Source organism: Tianxiuia mixotrophica, from assembly GCF_050596425.1.
Lineage (GTDB): Bacteria > Bacillota > Clostridia > Peptostreptococcales > Acidaminobacteraceae.
In genome coordinates, this window is record NZ_CP192292.1 from 1,996,448 (window position 1) to 2,012,035 (window position 15,588).

15 protein-coding genes are annotated in these 15,588 nt (G+C 38.4%); 8 read left to right on the forward strand and 7 right to left on the reverse strand.

The annotated features are described in order from the left end of the window. Positions 1–7 precede the first annotated feature (7 nt). A complete protein-coding gene (locus ACQ4KW_RS08585; RefSeq protein WP_430886121.1) occupies positions 8–661 on the forward strand; it encodes a helix-turn-helix transcriptional regulator in 654 nt (217 codons plus the stop codon). Between the two features lie 73 nt (positions 662–734). Here the strand turns inward: ACQ4KW_RS08585 and ACQ4KW_RS08590 are convergent, their stop codons facing one another. After that, positions 735–995 (reverse strand): site-specific integrase, encoded by a 261-nt coding sequence (locus tag ACQ4KW_RS08590; protein ID WP_430886122.1) that lies wholly within the window; start codon positions 993–995, stop codon positions 735–737. 185 nt (positions 996–1,180) lie between these two features. Here ACQ4KW_RS08590 and ACQ4KW_RS08595 point away from each other — a divergent pair, with 185 nt between their 5' ends. Beyond that, positions 1,181–3,118: a hypothetical protein gene (locus tag ACQ4KW_RS08595; RefSeq protein WP_430886123.1), complete on the forward strand. Its 1,938-nt coding sequence runs from the start codon at positions 1,181–1,183 to the stop codon at positions 3,116–3,118. Positions 3,119–3,173: 55 nt separating this feature from the next. On the opposite strand, the gene panF is transcribed toward ACQ4KW_RS08595, so the two are convergent. The 4 genes from panF to ACQ4KW_RS08615 form a co-directional block, all read right to left on the reverse strand. Next, a complete protein-coding gene (gene panF, locus ACQ4KW_RS08600) occupies positions 3,174–4,628 on the reverse strand; it encodes a sodium/pantothenate symporter (protein WP_430886124.1) in 1,455 nt (484 codons plus the stop codon). After that, positions 4,628–4,897, reverse strand: a complete 270-nt coding sequence (locus ACQ4KW_RS08605; protein WP_430886125.1) for a YhdT family protein — start codon at positions 4,895–4,897, stop codon at positions 4,628–4,630. The genes panF and ACQ4KW_RS08605 overlap by 1 nt, the downstream gene beginning before the upstream one ends. 405 nt (positions 4,898–5,302) lie before the next feature. After that, positions 5,303–6,244, reverse strand: coding sequence for an alpha/beta fold hydrolase (locus ACQ4KW_RS08610; protein ID WP_430886126.1), 942 nt, complete (start codon positions 6,242–6,244; stop codon positions 5,303–5,305). Between the two features lie 90 nt (positions 6,245–6,334). After that, on the reverse strand, positions 6,335–7,264 hold the full coding sequence (locus tag ACQ4KW_RS08615; RefSeq protein ID WP_430886127.1) for a helix-turn-helix transcriptional regulator: 930 nt from the start codon (positions 7,262–7,264) through the stop codon (positions 6,335–6,337). Positions 7,265–7,404: 140 nt separating this feature from the next. On the opposite strand from ACQ4KW_RS08615, the gene ACQ4KW_RS08620 reads away from it, so the two are divergent. The 4 genes from ACQ4KW_RS08620 to ACQ4KW_RS08635 all read left to right on the forward strand — a co-directional run bounded on the left by ACQ4KW_RS08620 (position 7,405) and on the right by ACQ4KW_RS08635 (position 11,381). Continuing rightward, the gene (locus ACQ4KW_RS08620; RefSeq protein WP_430886128.1) at positions 7,405–8,955 is read left to right on the forward strand and encodes a DNA methylase; all 1,551 of its coding nucleotides are present in this window, start codon (positions 7,405–7,407) and stop codon (positions 8,953–8,955) included. Between the two features lie 40 nt (positions 8,956–8,995). Continuing rightward, positions 8,996–9,427 carry a hypothetical protein gene (locus ACQ4KW_RS08625; protein ID WP_430886129.1) on the forward strand — a complete coding sequence of 144 codons (432 nt, stop codon included), beginning with the start codon at positions 8,996–8,998 and terminating at the stop codon, positions 9,425–9,427. A gap of 226 nt (positions 9,428–9,653) precedes the next feature. Beyond that, the gene (locus tag ACQ4KW_RS08630) at positions 9,654–10,481 is read left to right on the forward strand and encodes an exodeoxyribonuclease III (RefSeq protein WP_430886130.1); all 828 of its coding nucleotides are present in this window, start codon (positions 9,654–9,656) and stop codon (positions 10,479–10,481) included. A gap of 246 nt (positions 10,482–10,727) precedes the next feature. Continuing rightward, positions 10,728–11,381, forward strand: coding sequence for a hypothetical protein (locus tag ACQ4KW_RS08635; protein WP_430886131.1), 654 nt, complete (start codon positions 10,728–10,730; stop codon positions 11,379–11,381). A gap of 80 nt (positions 11,382–11,461) precedes the next feature. Here the strand turns inward: ACQ4KW_RS08635 and ACQ4KW_RS08640 are convergent, their stop codons facing one another. Further along, positions 11,462–11,821, reverse strand: a complete 360-nt coding sequence (locus ACQ4KW_RS08640) for a NifB/NifX family molybdenum-iron cluster-binding protein (protein ID WP_430886132.1) — start codon at positions 11,819–11,821, stop codon at positions 11,462–11,464. Between the two features lie 434 nt (positions 11,822–12,255). Between ACQ4KW_RS08640 and ACQ4KW_RS08645 the strand changes: the two genes are divergently transcribed. Continuing rightward, positions 12,256–13,617 (forward strand): rhodanese-like domain-containing protein, encoded by a 1,362-nt coding sequence (locus ACQ4KW_RS08645; RefSeq protein WP_430886133.1) that lies wholly within the window; start codon positions 12,256–12,258, stop codon positions 13,615–13,617. Between the two features lie 117 nt (positions 13,618–13,734). On the opposite strand, the gene ACQ4KW_RS08650 is transcribed toward ACQ4KW_RS08645, so the two are convergent. Then, the gene (locus ACQ4KW_RS08650; protein WP_430886134.1) at positions 13,735–14,430 is read right to left on the reverse strand and encodes a FadR/GntR family transcriptional regulator; all 696 of its coding nucleotides are present in this window, start codon (positions 14,428–14,430) and stop codon (positions 13,735–13,737) included. A 120-nt stretch (positions 14,431–14,550) separates the two neighbouring features. On the opposite strand from ACQ4KW_RS08650, the gene ACQ4KW_RS08655 reads away from it, so the two are divergent. Beyond that, on the forward strand, positions 14,551–15,540 hold the full coding sequence (locus ACQ4KW_RS08655) for an ornithine cyclodeaminase family protein (RefSeq protein ID WP_430886135.1): 990 nt from the start codon (positions 14,551–14,553) through the stop codon (positions 15,538–15,540). The last annotated feature ends 48 nt before the right edge of the window (positions 15,541–15,588 follow it).

Here is a 15,588-nt window from a genome sequence, read left to right on the forward strand (position 1 = left end):
GGTCGTTATGGGAATTTCAAAAGCCCTAAAAGCATATATACCCTTAGCCGATATGATGGCAGAATCATTTGGTAACAACTGTGAGGTTGTTATACATGATTTGACAGCACCACAAAATTCAGTTGTTTACGTGGCAAATGGGACCATCACTGACAGACGAATTGGTCAATCGTTTGATCATTTAATTAGAGAAGTCTTGTTGTCTAAAGATTTTAAAAAAGACTACAAAGCCAACTACACATTCAAGTTGCCTAATGGCAAGAAAATAAAATCCTCGACGTCTTTAATTCGGGATAGTGAAGAGAAAGTTATTGGTGCATTTTGCATAAATTTTGACATTGATACATTTATAAACATGCAGGCCTTCATGAACATGTTCTTATCAGACAACACTTACACATCAGAAGAGGTAGCGGTACAAACGATTGACTCATTTGATAATGTATCAGATATTATTGACACACTTATAGAAAACACGGTAGGAAATGTTGACATAAAACAGATGAAAAGAAGCGAAAATATTGAGCTGGTAAGGTTCATGCACGATAAGGGGATTTTCCTTGCCAAAGGATCAGTCGATAAGGTCGCAAAACGACTTCAGGTTTCCCCAGTAACTGTGTATTCTTATTTAGATGAGATTAAAAAGAAGAAAAGAACATAAAAAATAGAAACAGAAAAGGGGGGGATGATGGAACGATTGAGAAATGCAATTGAGTTGCGAGAAGCGGGAAAACTTAACGAAGCCAATACATTACTAATTGAGCTGGCAAATGAGTTTCCGAATTGGCCTTATGTATGCCACTGATCTCATCAAAATAATTGTCTAGGACCTGACCTGTTATTTCGACTACATTCTTTTTACAAAGCCATTTCATAAAATTATTAATGTCACACTCATAAGCAGACACTGTATTTTTTGATAGGGACTTGTTTTTTATCAACTGAGCTTTGTACTCATTCATTAGAGCTAGGTAGTTTGCTGTGTCGTTTATCATGATTACTCCTATTTATTGTTAATAGTTTAAATGTCTTACTTTACTTAATATAACACTAAAATCGAGTATATTTACGACAATATGAATAATTCTAATCATGCATTTTCTTTTCATTTTCTAAATAAGGGGTATCAATGAAGCAAAGGTGAACGGTGCTTTCAAAAGGAATAGGGGGAGAGGGTTATATGAATTTCAAATATTTCATAGTGGCGCTTATAATGATTGGAATCATGGTTATAAGTGAACCAGTTTCATTTGCGGGGGATGTTCAGTTTGAAAATGAAGCCAACCAATTAAAGGCTATCAATGTGTTCAAAGGTTCAGAAAAAGGCCTTGAACTCAATCGAGAGCCGACTCGTCTTGAGGGCGGTATAATGTTTGTAAAGCTTTTAGGGGCAGAATCTGAAGCGCTGGAAAACAATTATGACCATCCATTTTCTGATGTTCCAGACTGGGGCTCACCATTTGTTGGTTATTTATATAAAATGGGTTATACAAGTGGGGTTTCTGAAACAAAATTCGGTTCATATGATTTAATGCAGGCCAAATCATACATGACATTTCTACTTCGGGCACTTGATTATGATGATCAAAGCGGAGATTTTTCGTGGAATAATGCCGTGGAAAAAGCTCTTACTATTCAAATGATAAGTGACGAGGTAAAATCCCTTCTTGATTCAGAAGTGTTTCTACGTGATCATTTAGCAAAGCTTTCTCTAGATGCATTAAAGACACCAATGAAGGGAAAAGATGAAACCCTGGCTAAAACGCTTGTTAATCAAGGGGTTATTGCTGAAAATGTAGCCGATAACCTTGGTCTTCTTGATCCGACTAGGATGACAATGGCAAATAATCAAACCATCTCTATTAAAGACGTTCTCAAAACAATTGAAGGTGTCAGCAATTATGTCGATATTGGGGATTTACGATACTATAGGCCACTAACAAAGACTGAACTCTCAGGTATACCGTATGATGGTTTAGATACAATGAGCATCTATCACAATGACTATACAAAAAGTTTGCTTAAAGAGGCTAGAAGTGATATAGACTGGGATGCATGGATGGAAATTGAGTGGGGGAAATTTGATTGGAATGATAAGAGCCACGGTGACAACCTGTCCTTTGATGACTACTGGCAAGATTACGATGGGAATAGCCCAGCGACTGCAGGCACATATGCTAAAACATTCGGTCTAAGAGTGCCAACAGAAGCTGAACTCAAGAGCCTTTTTAATGCATTTAAAGTGGGACCTGAAGAAGATTATGGATGGCCAGGTGGATACTACTGGGCATCGGATGTGTCTTCAGATGACGACGCTGTCCATAAGTTTGTTGACACATCAAATAATATGGGACAAGTCTATAATGATACAAGAGACTATTTGGTTATTATAGTGGAAGATATATCAAGTGACACAGATGCCGATCAGATGAAAAAGAGTTCACCAAGTATGACCAAACAAGGACAAGATATATTTGCGTCCAGTGAAAAATTACCGGGTATGGAGGATATTCCAGGTGTAGCGAATAGCATCTCAGTTGATGGGGTCTTGATCTATAGACCACTGACGACTAAGGAAGTAGAAAATCTTATTGGAAATCAAATGTATGATTACTCTGTGCCGGGCAAGTATGGTTACAGCGAAGAAAAACTAGATGATTACACAGTGACCCTCTCAGAGGAAATTGAAAAGTATAAGTTGGCAAATCCAAATATTGATTGGGAAGCGTGGTTTGAACTCAATTGGCCCCTATTTGATAATAATACAGACGTCTTAACAAATGGACCAGGGACAGAATATGAAGGCGATTTTTCTGTAAATGATGGTCATATATTAGAACTCTATTATGACCAAAATATGACAATTACCCCTAAGTACTTATTAAATAGACTTCTTGAAGCCTACCCGGATGGTCAGATAAGCGAAGTTTTTGGGTGGCCTACAAACCACTCTTATATCACGTCTACAACTGATGAATTTGGAAATGTATACACCACAAGTTTATTTATTGAAAGCAGTAGGATTCATATAGGATATTACGATCCAAGCTATATATCGTTAACAAGTTATGATGATATAGAATATGAAAAGCTTACGGAATCGTCTTTGATGCGCTAAGATGCGCTAAAAAAATGACCCTCCATTAAGGAGCGGTCATTTTTTTGAAGTCATTTTACTTTTCACCAAAGAACAGTTCAATTGTCTCCGCACTATTTTTTTGTCCAAATAGTGACCCGAATACAAATGCAACAAGTGCAACTATAAGTGTCGGGACAATTTGGTGCATACCATAAGGTTTGACACTATATATTGTGAATGCAAAAAACGAAACAAGTCCGAGTAAAATCGATAATATTGCCCCTGTGGCATTGGCTTTTTTCCAGTAGAGGCCTAGAATTGTAGGCCATAGGAAAACCGCTTCAAGACCTCCAAATGCGAATAGGTTAATCCAAACAATGATTGAAGGCGGCTTAACTGCAAACATGAAGACAACAAGACCTATAATGCCAGTGGTCATGAAACTGATTCGATTAAGACTTTTCTCATCAATATCACCTTTGCCATAGTTTAAGTAGAGGTCTTTGATAATTGAGGCGGATGCAAGAATAAGCATGGAATCTACGGTGGACATGATTGCAGCAAGTGGTCCGGCTATAAAAATACCAGCCAGGACAGGTGGTAAAACCTGAACAGTGATTCCTGGAATAGCACCATCGCCCTCAAGACCGGGTACAACATAGGCGCCGAGGGTACCAACCAAGTGCATGCCAAGCATTAAAAATCCTACGACAACTGTTCCAATAACCATGGCTCTATGAAGAGACTTGGAGTCCTTAAAGCCCATGCATCTTATTGTTGTTTGAGGAAGACCGAGAACAGCAAATCCTACAAGAACCCAAAAAGACAGAATAAAAGGAATGGGGATTTTTCCACCGGCAGTAGGTGTTAGGGCACTTGGATTCGTTTCAATCATTTTAGCTGTTATGGCCTCCATACCCCCACCAGCACCTATAATGGCGACAAGAAGGAATATCGTTGCAAGAATCATAACAACCCCTTGGATGGCATCGGTGACTGCAACCGCTTTAAAGCCACCTATTGTTGTATAAATGACAACGGCAACACCAAAAATAACAAGCCCCATAAAATATGAGTAACCCGTAACAGCTTCAAATAATTTAGCTCCGCCAATAAACTGAGCAACCATGGCAGCTGCAAAGAATATAATCATAGCAATAGATGTTGATATAACAATAAATTTGTTGTTGTAGCGAGCTTTTAGATAGTCAGTGACTGTAACAGCCCCAATTTGTCTTGATATAATTGCAAATTTTTTCCCGAGGACGCCTAGAGTTAAAAAGGCTGTCGGAACTTGGATCATAGCCAGTAAAATCCATCCATAGCCGAGGCTATAAGCCACACCTGGTCCTCCTACAAAACTGCTTGCACTAGAGTAAGTGGCTATAAGAGTCATTGCGAGAACAAAGCCTCCCATTGAACGACCACCAATAAAATATTCTTCCATAAAGCTTCCGCTTCCTGAAGACAGTTTATTCGTATAAATTGCGATTGCAAACATGAGTAGTAAGTATATGATCATCGGAATGAGTATCATTGAGTTGCCCATTACTTTGCCTCCCTTTCATTGTCATCAAAATCTATATCTTTGAAGAAGTTTTTTACAACAAAGGCTAGAAGGACAGATATCATGACATAGCCTAGTATGCAACTATAGAAGAACCATGAAGGGAAGCCCAGTATATAACTATACTCAGAAACATCCTTTAAGCCGATTCCGTAAGCAAAAGCAAACCACCATATGAAGAAGAAGACATAAAGGCCAACGGTTATTTTTGCTTCCTTGTTAATTTGCCTGTTTTTCTCTTTGAAATTCATATTCACACCCCTTGAATTTTCTTAATTAAGGCACTAAAAAAGATGTAGATTTAGACCTGTACGGACAACTACACCTGCTAAGATAAATATGAAATTTCTGCTATCTAAGGAAGGCATTCATTTGATTAAGTGTACTGTCAAAAGTGCATTTACCAAAAACGCCAAATGAATGATAAAGAACATATCATTCTCAATTTAGACATCATTATTTTGCCTGTCCTTGTCTTATGATCAAAGCAGAGCAAAATGACCTATTAAAGATTGTATAGCAGTTCAAATTTTAGCAGGTATGACTCTTAGAAAGATATCATCCACAAGTATGATAACACAGGAGTCTCAATGATTCAATTTGATAATAGAAAAAGGCTAGACAATATCAAGAAGGGAATGCCTAGCCTTTTAGTATTACTTATCTAGTTCATGTAACCACTTTAATATTATCTTGTTTGTTTTCTCTGGTTCTTCTTGCTGTATCCAGTGACCACAATCAAGACTTTCAATATGGACGTTTGGAACAAAGTCAGATAAGTTTGGAGATTGCATGACAGGATCTTTTTCTCCATAGATCATGAGTGTCGGATGATTGATTATGGGGTTAACCTGACCCAGTATGTGCCAGTTTTTATCTAAGTTCCTATACCAGTTAACACTGCCTCTAAACCCAGAGGTCTTAAAAGCCGAGATGAAAACGTCGAGCTCTTCATCAGACATTACGGGCTGACCGAGTGGTCTTTCTCGTCTGGCTAAGTTAATTAGTGCCATTCCAGGTTCAGGCTCTGTTGGCGGCTCATTCTTGCGGAACATATTGCGTAGAAACTGCTCTGTGTTGTCTTCAAAGACACCATCTGCCACACCGGGTTGACGATTGAAGTGTATAAAGTAGTTGTCTGGGCCAAAAAGTTCTTCAAGAAATTCCAGCCATGGTTTTTCTCCTCTGGCCTGGTAGGGCACACTAAGATTGATAATTTTACTGACACGGTTTGGGTGTAGTAAGGCAAGGCCCCAGACGACTGTGGCGCCCCAGTCATGACCGACAAAGGTGGCGTCACTGTAACCATAATGGTCGAGTAGACCAATCAGATCACCGGTTAGATGCTCAATATCATAAGCTGATACATCTTGCGGTTGAGATGATCTACCATAACCTCGTTGATTTGGAACTATAACATGGTACCCTGCTTTAACAAGAGCAGGAACTTGATGGCGCCATGAAAATGCATGTTCAGGCCATCCGTGACATAAGACAATGGGCTTGCCTGTATTTTCTCTACCAGCCTCGAAGACTTCCAGTTCAACGCCATTGACTTTTATCATAGTGGGCTTCAGAAAATTATCTAAAGTAAACATAATGTTACCTCCTGTGACTTCAGCTATATTGACTTCCTAAGTTGAATATAGCAGACACCTGCGACACCATTATGTCAGGTTTAAAAAATTCTATAAGTATTTTGAATACATGGCACTAATCTTAGATTGAATCGCTTGGCGTATATGATCTGGTTCTAAGACTTCGACATTTTCACCAAAACTTAGAATCAGAGAATAAGACCAGTCTTTTTCAGGAAATGATGCTGTAACAAGTAGCTCTCCTGAATCTAAAACCTTGATATTACTTTGATCAAATATATCATCAACCTTGCTTCGGGCCTGCGGCGAAAATTTCAAGGTTACGACCGTTAGGTCATCTTGATTGTCCGAGAAGTCTCTTGTTGGGTTATAGGGTGAATTTCTTCGTACAAAGTTTTGCCTTTCTACAGCTAGACTGATTATTCGAGAGAGTCTAAAAATCCGAAAGTCAGATTTTAAGTGGCAGTAAGCATACAAATACCAACTGTATCCCTTAAATATTACGGACATAGGCTCGATCTGTCTTGAACTGACAAAATTATTATAATTCCTATATTTAATTGTTAGCAGATTTTCATTAGATATAGCAAGGCGAATGGATTTAAGCATTTGTTTTAATTTGGAGGTGTTGCCCCAAACAGGAAGATCAATAATAATTTGCTCCATTTGCATATCGAGGTCTTTAGATTTATCCGTTGGAACCAGGCTTCTAAGTTTCTCAATTGACGCATTTAGCTCAGTGTCTTCAAAAGTGGAGTTGATCCCACTTAGAGTTGAAAGCATAGATGCAAGATTATCCAATGTAAGCAACTGATGGTTTAGTTTATAGTTGTCCATTATGCCATAGCCACCATTTGCTCCAGGGTATGAAATGACCGGAATGCCTGCCATATTTATTGAGTCAATATCACGGTAGATGGTCCGAACTGAAACGTCAAACCGATCAGCAAGTTCCTTAGCAGTGATCTGTTTTCTATTTAGCAAAATAACAATAATTGTTAACAATCGCTCTATTTTCATTGAAGGCTCCTATTCAGAATTGTTTTACATGTATGCATTATATCATCATGAATGCCACTTGCTATTTTTTCGCCCCTCAAAATATGATAGAATAAAAAATATAAAACCGAACTGATGTTTGATTTGATGTGGGTGAGACAATGGAAGAAAGTACAAATACACAAGAAAGTAAAAATATATATGCTGCGATTGATCTAAAGTCTTTTTATGCATCTGTTGAATGTTTAGAGCGTGGACTTGATCCTCTTAAAACCCATTTAGTTGTAGCCGACTCCAGCCGGTCGCAAAAGACAATTTGCCTGGCTGTGTCCCCATCACTAAAGACTTATGGAATTCCTGGAAGAGTCAGGCTCTTTGAGGTGGTTCAAAAAATAAAGCTAGAGAATGACAAGAGGGCTCAAAAGGCGCCCGGGCGGACTTTAAGCGGTGCTTCTCATTTTTCAACAGAGTTAGAAAAATTCCCTAACAAAGCCATTGACTATATTGTGGCTCCTCCCAGAATGGCCCTTTATATAGAATACAGTACAAGAATCTACAATGTATACTTGAAGTATGTGGCACCTGAGGACATTCATGTTTACTCCATTGATGAGGTTTTTATCGACATCACTGATTACTTAAAGACCACAAATTTGAGTCCACGTGATTTTACAAAAAAAATTATAAAAGATGTTCTAGAAACAGTGGGAATCACTGCAACTGCAGGTATAGGCACAAATTTATACTTAAGTAAAATTGCTATGGACATTGTTGCTAAAAAAATTGAAGCGGATGCTGACGGCGTCAGAATTGCTGAGCTTGATGAAATGAGCTATAGAAAGCAGTTGTGGGACCATCAGCCAATCACGGATTTTTGGCGTGTTGGAAAAGGTTATGCCAACAAGCTCGAAAAGCACGGACTCTATACTATGGGGGATATTGCAAGGTGTTCTATAGGTGATGACAACGCATTTCACAATGAAGACCTTTTGTATGATATTTTTGGAATCAATGCAGAACTTTTAATTGATCATGCCTGGGGATGGGAGCCTTGTAAATTAGAACATGTTAAAGCTTATAAACCATCAAGCAAGAGCACTGGGGCAGGACAAGTCCTGCTAAGACCATATCCGCATGAAGAAACAAGAATTGTTGTTAAGGAAATGACCGACCAACTGGTTCTTGACCTGGTGGATAAGAAGCTGGTAACAGATCAAATTGTTCTAACTGTTGGCTATGACATTTCAAATTTAACAGATCCGGACAGGCGTAAAAGATACAAGGGCCAAGTCAAAACGGATTATTACGGCAGAAAAATTCCCAAGCATGCCCACGGCACAGCCAATTTGGATAGGTTGACCTCATCTACAAAACTTATAATGGATGCTGTCATGGACTTGTTTGATGAAATTGTGGATGATTCTCTACTAGCGCGTCGGGTTAACATTGTAGCCAATCATGTGGTAAGTGAAGACTCTGTCAAAGAGGAAGAAAGCTATGAACAGCTTGATCTTTTCACGGATTATGATAAAAAAGCCAAAGCCACTGAAGAGGAAAAGTCTATGCTGGACAAGGAAAAGAAACTACAGCATGCCCTTTTAGATATTAAAAAGAAGTTTGGGAAAAACGCAGTTTTAAAAGGGATGAATCTTCAAAAGGGCGCGACTGGGAAGGATAGAAACAATCAAATTGGTGGTCATAAGGCCGATTGATGATTGAATAATTTCTACTGTTTTGGGGAAGGAATAGACTATGAGTAAAACTGCCAACGAAAGCGGAACAAAATATGATGATATTATCCATCTTCCTCGTCATGTTTCCCGAAAAAGACCTCAAATGCCACTTGAAGATAGGGCAGCTCAATTTTCACCATTTGCAGCTGTTATAGGGCATGAGGCTTCAGTAAAAGAAGCTGCAAGGTTGACTGAGGAAAAAAGAGATTTGGATGAGGCTGAGAAAACCGTTATAAATGAGCAACTCCTTAAGATTCAATCTCGTATAGAAGATGACACAGAACCTGAAGTCCAAGTTGAACACTTTAAAAAAGACCCTCTTAAAAAAGGTGGCCATTATATTACGACTCAAGGAGAAGTTAAGAAAATAGATGTTTATGTGAGAAACATTCTCATGAAAGATGGAAATTCTATTGAAATTGATGATATACTGAGAATTGAAATTTTATAATTGAACCAAGAGCAACAATAATCTATTTGATAGATAATGTTTCGTAATTAAATGCTATGAAAAATACAGCTGAATGTATATCTTAAAAAATATATATGGAAAACCTATAAGAAAAGTAAAGCAATATAGAAAGTGAAAGTTCTATAAGGTATGAAAAAGGTATGAAAACGAGCTTTTGTGATATTGCAAAGGCCTAAGATAAGTGATTAGAAAAAAGGAGATTTAGATGAGATTTATTTCATGGAATATTGACTCATTGAATGCAGCTCTTACAAGCACGTCGAATAGAGCTGTTCTTTCAAGAAAAGTAATTGATACGATTTTAGACCATGATCCAGATGTGATAGCCCTGCAAGAAACCAAACTACCATCTAAGGGACCGAGTAAAAAGCACATAGAAATTCTAGCGGACTCTTTTGAAGGATATAACTATACTTGGAGGAGTTCCCAAGAACCAGCCCGCAAAGGCTATGCAGGGACTATGTTCTTATATAAGGAAAAGTACACACCTGAGGTAACTTATCCTGAAATTGGTGCACCGGATACAATGGACTTAGAAGGTCGAATGATCACTTTAGAATTTGATGATTTCTTCTTGACCCAAGTCTATACCCCAAATGCAGGAGACGGCTTGAAAAGACTTGAAGAAAGACAAGTTTGGGACATAAAGTATGCAGAGTATCTTGAAAGCCTTGATAAGAAAAAACCTGTCATTGCAACGGGTGACTATAATGTGGCCCACAAGGAGATAGACCTTGCTAATCCAGATAGCAACCATAGGTCAGCAGGCTTTACAGATGAAGAACGTGAAGGTTTCACAAACCTACTGAGCAAGGGCTTTACCGATACATTTAGACACATTCATGGCGATGTGACTGGCGCCTACACATGGTGGGCGCAAAGGGTAAAAACAAGCAAGATTAACAATTCTGGCTGGAGGATTGACTACTGGCTCGTTAGTGATAGGCTGGCAGATAAGGTTATCAAGTCAGAAATGGTGGATTCTGGTGAAAGACAAGACCATACACCGATATTATTGGATGTAAAATTGTAGTAAATCAAGACGGAATCATGCCGCGATAGTGTTTAATAACATATAATAAAATAACAAATAAATTACAAATAGATTTATCATTGAATTTATTGCCATAATGCTGTACAGTATGGGTATCAAAATGTCCCTATTAAAAGTTCTTTAGGGCAAGTGTCACCTAAGAGGTCAAGGTTTTAAATAATTGATTCCTTGACAGTACAAGACGAGCAAACTAGAAGCTCCCTGGTGGGAAAAAGGAGTGTCATTATGGCAATAGGTACGTACAAAAAGATTAAAGTTAAAGCTCGCAGTGCTGTGGAGATTTCAATTCCGTGGGTATTGATGGTCCCTGACATTGAAATGGAAGGCATAGTAGATGCATCCAAGAGTGTTTTCTACGGTATGGATTTGCTGGATACGAAGGCAAAAAAAAATAAGGTTTCTACGATGCCACCCTCTAAAACAATCGCTGAAATGCGAAAAATATGCATGCAAAGCAAAGACACGAGAATTATAGTGGAAGATTTCTATGGTCTTGAAAGAGATTGTTTGGCCAGTGAAGAGGGTTTCTTTACATTTTCCACAATAGAAATTTTTAAAAAGTTCTGTGTTGTGCCATTTGTGGTTCTGGAACCCGCAATTGGCGGTGCTGAAGATATTGATATTTTAGTGATTAGAAGTAGGTCATTCAGACAGGCAACGAGTGAGTTCAGACTATGTGATTTAATCACGCCTAGAGATATTATACATGAGGAAATTGCTAAACATGTGGATCTGGATTTCACGCATATGATATTAAAGCGGGGCAAAGAGCCTTTCCCAAAACTTGAGAGACTTGAAAATGACTTAGAAATAGACAAGGAAACAAGTCAAAAAGTTTGGGCGTCGATGATTCAAGATCCAAGACTCTTTGATGAATAGAGTCGAAACTGAATAGGATATGTAAAAAAATAAGAAGAGTCAGCCAAGCTGACTCTTTTATGGTTTTTGATTGGCTTAAGTTAGTGACTGCATTCATGGTCATGAGATGCACAGGCTTCCCCGGAATCAGTGATGTTGCCTTCAAGCCACGCCTCAGCAACTTGTCTTGTATCACCCGAACATCCGCGAATAACATCAATACCTGAAACGTTTAGAACACGTACTGCACCGCCGCCCATGTTGCCTGCCAGCATAAGTTTGACGCCTTGATCAGCAAGTGTCTTTGCAATGTTTGATTTACATCCGCATCCAGCGGGAGAAGTAACAGTTTGCTCATCAACAATTTTTTTGTTTTCATCAATGGTATAGACTGTGAAATACTCACAGTGTCCAAAATGACTATCTATTTGCTTGTTTCTTGATGGTAAAGCTATTTTCATAATTGTCCTCCAAATCTACCATACCTTATATTTATTGCCTTTTACCTATATACAAGAATAAGCCGTTAACGCGGGTATGTCAATATATGTTATTGGCATACGCTATATTAATTAGTGGACAATATCATCTATATTAAAAGTCTCACTTTCATAATAAGTCTCCCTTTATGACAAGTTCACGACCACGATTTTGTCTTCATTGAATTTTATTAATTATTCTCATTAAGCATAGAAAATGGGGTCTCAAATTCGTTTTTCAAATAGGATTTGATTAAGGATCTATTTTTTTTTTAGGCTTCTCGAAAGAATGTGTATAGAAAAAAACAATATCTATAACTTTAGTATTCAATATTACTATTGTTCATGATCAAGTCGCTCTGGTACTGTATGTATGTACATTTTAAGTGAGTGATTGGTAATACGGAGGAGAAAATATGACTTTAAAAAAATTAGGAATTTATATTGCATCTGTCGCACTTCTGGTAAGCAGTTTGAGCGGATGTGCTGCAGACCAAAATGCAGCAAGCACAGAAGAAACAACTGTTGATCAGACACAAGAAGCATCGACTGAAGCAATAGAGGAAAGTGAAGCAGTCACTGAACCATCGGAAGCAGAACTTACCTTCAATACATATTTTGTATCATCTGAGTGGCTAAACGATAATATGGACTCTGTTATTGTCTTAGATGCTCGTGGACAAGAAACATATGACAAAGGACATGTTCCAGGTGCCCGTGTTTTAACATGGCAAAGTCTATCAAGAACGGATGTGGAATTCGCTTCTGAAACATGGGGAACGCTTAAAGATGCAGATGCTCTAGGTCAGGCCATTTCAGAGCTGGGTCTATCAGCAGACAGTGAAGTTGTTGTATATTCTGACACGCAAAATGGTTGGGGGGAAGACGGTCGAATTATGTGGACTCTTCAAGCTGCAGGTATTGAAAATGTAAGAATGCTTGATGGGGGCTACAAAGGTTGGAAGGATGCTGGATACGATATTACTAAAGAGACTTCTGAGTTTGAAGCAACAGACTTTGTTGTGGAAGAGTTAGATTTAGTGGAATCAATCAGTACAGCAAAACTTGTTGAGAACTATGATGACTATAAGGTGATAGACACTCGAGATAAAGATGAGTATGAAGGTGCTCAAAAATTCGGTGAAGCACGTGGAGGTCATCTTCCAAGTGCTGTTTGGATGGCATACAAAGATCTACTTGAAAAAGACGGCACATTAAAGCCGATCAATGAGCTAGAAGCTATCTTTGCTGATGCTGGATTTGAGAAGACTGACAAAATTGCTACATACTGCACAGCTGGTATTCGTTCAGCGCACTATGCAGAAATATTAAAAATGCTTGGTTATGAGAATGTTGTGAACTATGATGCTTCATTCTACGTTTGGGCCAACACACCTGAACTTCAAATCGGTAAGGTTGTAAAAGACCACGCTTACAACTACTATGCACCTGATCACGTTAAATCAGCGCTTGAAAACAATGAAGAAATCATGCTTCTTGATATTCAGCCTGAAGAAGATTTCGATGCACACCACATTAAAGGTGCTGTTGAAACCAATGCATACCCAGTTAAGTCTGATGAAGACAAGGCGAAACTTGAAGATGTTCTTGCTACAATAAACGGTTCAAATGAAGATGTTGTTATTGTTTGCCCACGTGGTGGCGGTGGCGCTGAAAGAACATATCAAGAACTAGAAGCAAATGGGATTGATACAAGCCGTCTATTTATCTTAGAAGGTGGTCAAGCGGATTGGCCTTTTGCTGAACTTGTAAACTAGATAAAACAACAGTCCTTGACTGTTTGAACCCCAGTGGATACCACTGGGGTTCTTTTGCTTGTTATGCGAAAATAAAGTTTTAGCGAAATGACCATGCACATGATTAAAGATCATAGCCTATATAGTTTTGTCCAGTGAATCCTCTATTGTTTCCAAGTGTTTTAACATAGCCTCTGAGGCGGCCTGACTGTTTCTTGATATTAGGGCATTTAGAATCCCTGTGTGGTTAAGTGTAACACTTGTTTGAGCTTTAAGCGTTGAAAGAGCAAAATTTGAAAAATCAACATAGGTGTTATCTTCAGTCAAGAGGAGTTTTAAAAGCATGAAAAGTGTCTTGTTACCAGATAATTCAGCAATTTTAAGATGAATTTTCAAGTCAATATTATTTGCTTCTTGCCCTTTGGATAGATGGTCGATATACATGTTGATTAATTGCTCAACGCCCTCTAAATCTTTATCAGTCGCATTACCGCAGGCCAGTTTGATAGCCTGAGGCTCAAGTAACTTTCTGATAAATATGGTCTCTTTCAGTTTGTCTCGTGAAGCGTTAATTTGGTTTCTAATGAGTTCATCAGCGATGGACTGCTTATCTAAACGCTCGGTTTCACTTTCATACCATGCTCTTCCTTTTGGTGTAATTATTCGGCCTTTGTTGCTAATTTTTTCGAGAAAACCATCATTCTCTAGATATGCTAAAGCCCTCCCAATACTTGTTTGAGACATGTTGAGTATGTCCTTTAACGTGGATGCGCCCACTGGGTCTGGGTGATTATTAAATTCAGAGAGAAGGATGTATATTAGTTCATTTTTCATTTGTCACCTCAATAATAATACAATGTCTAATTGACATTATTATAACATATGTGTTACGCTTCAAATAAACATTAACCATTTGTGGTTAATGAAGATGTGCATGGATAAAGGGAGGCCGAAATGTTAATTATAGATGAAAATGAAATGAGGCAGTCAGTGAACGCTGTAGATTTAATGGATGCCGTTGAAGAGGCTTTCCGAATCATGTCACAGGGTGACCACTTCATGCCAGAAAGGTTTGTTGCTCAGGCAGATGCTAATAAAATGCTCTACATGCCTTGCTTTGCAGACGGAAAAATTGGAACCAAAATATTATCAGCATTTCCTGAAAACCCTTCAAAGGGAAAACCCTTTTTAGATGGCATCATGTATCTGAATGATGGGGTAACAGGTGAACCTTTAGCCATCTTAAACGGTAGGGTATTGACCGGTCTCAGAACAGGTGCCGTTGGTGGTGTTGCAGTGAAACACCTGACTAAAGATAAGAGTAAGCATATTGGTCTTGTCGGCTGTGGCGCACAAGGATTTGAACAAGTTAAGTTTGCTTGTGTAGTTAGACCTATTGAAAAGGTCTATTTATATGATTCTATGAAGGAAAACATGAAAGACTTTATAGAATCACTTAAAAAAGACATTTTAAAAGAAGATCCAAATAGGAAGATTGATTTTATAGTTTGTGATGGCGTGGAAACTTTGGTTAAAAATAGTGAAATTATCGTGACAGCTACGGGTTCAAACACGCCTGTTTTACCAGACGATGGCCAGTCATTAAAAGGTAAATGCATAGTAGCCATTGGATCATGGCGTCCAGATATGCAGGAGATTCCAGATGCCCTATGGTCAGTTGTAGACAGTGTTTACACAGAATTACCTTATGCTTGTGAAGAGAGTGGTGATTTACGAATTCCGCTTGAAAAAGGTTTAGCAACTATGGACCAGATTGGATATATGAGTGATTTATTAAAACTGCTTGAAGACGGCAAAAAACCAGATCTAGGTGAAACCATCTTGTATAAGTCGGTGGGGATGAGCCTATTTGATTTGACTTCATCACGGAAAATATATGACATGGCCGTTCAAAAACAAAGAGGGGTTGAAGTGTCCTTATAAAAAGATTTGAAGAATACCCAGATAAAAAACTCACTTCGTATAAGAAGT

Bases quoted from the DNA above. Each gene is read 5' to 3' on its own strand.
- ACQ4KW_RS08585 (WP_430886121.1), top strand. From the start codon at position 8: ATGGGAATTTCAAAAGCCCTAAAAGCATATATACCCTTAGCCGATATG.
- ACQ4KW_RS08590 (WP_430886122.1), bottom strand. From the start codon at position 995: ATGATAAACGACACAGCAAACTACCTAGCTCTAATGAATGAGTACAAA.
- ACQ4KW_RS08595 (WP_430886123.1), top strand. From the start codon at position 1,181: ATGAATTTCAAATATTTCATAGTGGCGCTTATAATGATTGGAATCATG.
- panF (WP_430886124.1), bottom strand. From the start codon at position 4,628: ATGGGCAACTCAATGATACTCATTCCGATGATCATATACTTACTACTC.
- ACQ4KW_RS08605 (WP_430886125.1), bottom strand. From the start codon at position 4,897: ATGAATTTCAAAGAGAAAAACAGGCAAATTAACAAGGAAGCAAAAATA.
- ACQ4KW_RS08610 (WP_430886126.1), bottom strand. From the start codon at position 6,244: ATGTTTACTTTAGATAATTTTCTGAAGCCCACTATGATAAAAGTCAAT.
- ACQ4KW_RS08615 (WP_430886127.1), bottom strand. From the start codon at position 7,264: ATGAAAATAGAGCGATTGTTAACAATTATTGTTATTTTGCTAAATAGA.
- ACQ4KW_RS08620 (WP_430886128.1), top strand. From the start codon at position 7,405: ATGGAAGAAAGTACAAATACACAAGAAAGTAAAAATATATATGCTGCG.
- ACQ4KW_RS08625 (WP_430886129.1), top strand. From the start codon at position 8,996: ATGAGTAAAACTGCCAACGAAAGCGGAACAAAATATGATGATATTATC.
- ACQ4KW_RS08630 (WP_430886130.1), top strand. From the start codon at position 9,654: ATGAGATTTATTTCATGGAATATTGACTCATTGAATGCAGCTCTTACA.
- ACQ4KW_RS08635 (WP_430886131.1), top strand. From the start codon at position 10,728: ATGGCAATAGGTACGTACAAAAAGATTAAAGTTAAAGCTCGCAGTGCT.
- ACQ4KW_RS08640 (WP_430886132.1), bottom strand. From the start codon at position 11,821: ATGAAAATAGCTTTACCATCAAGAAACAAGCAAATAGATAGTCATTTT.
- ACQ4KW_RS08645 (WP_430886133.1), top strand. From the start codon at position 12,256: ATGACTTTAAAAAAATTAGGAATTTATATTGCATCTGTCGCACTTCTG.
- ACQ4KW_RS08650 (WP_430886134.1), bottom strand. From the start codon at position 14,430: ATGAAAAATGAACTAATATACATCCTTCTCTCTGAATTTAATAATCAC.
- ACQ4KW_RS08655 (WP_430886135.1), top strand. From the start codon at position 14,551: ATGTTAATTATAGATGAAAATGAAATGAGGCAGTCAGTGAACGCTGTA.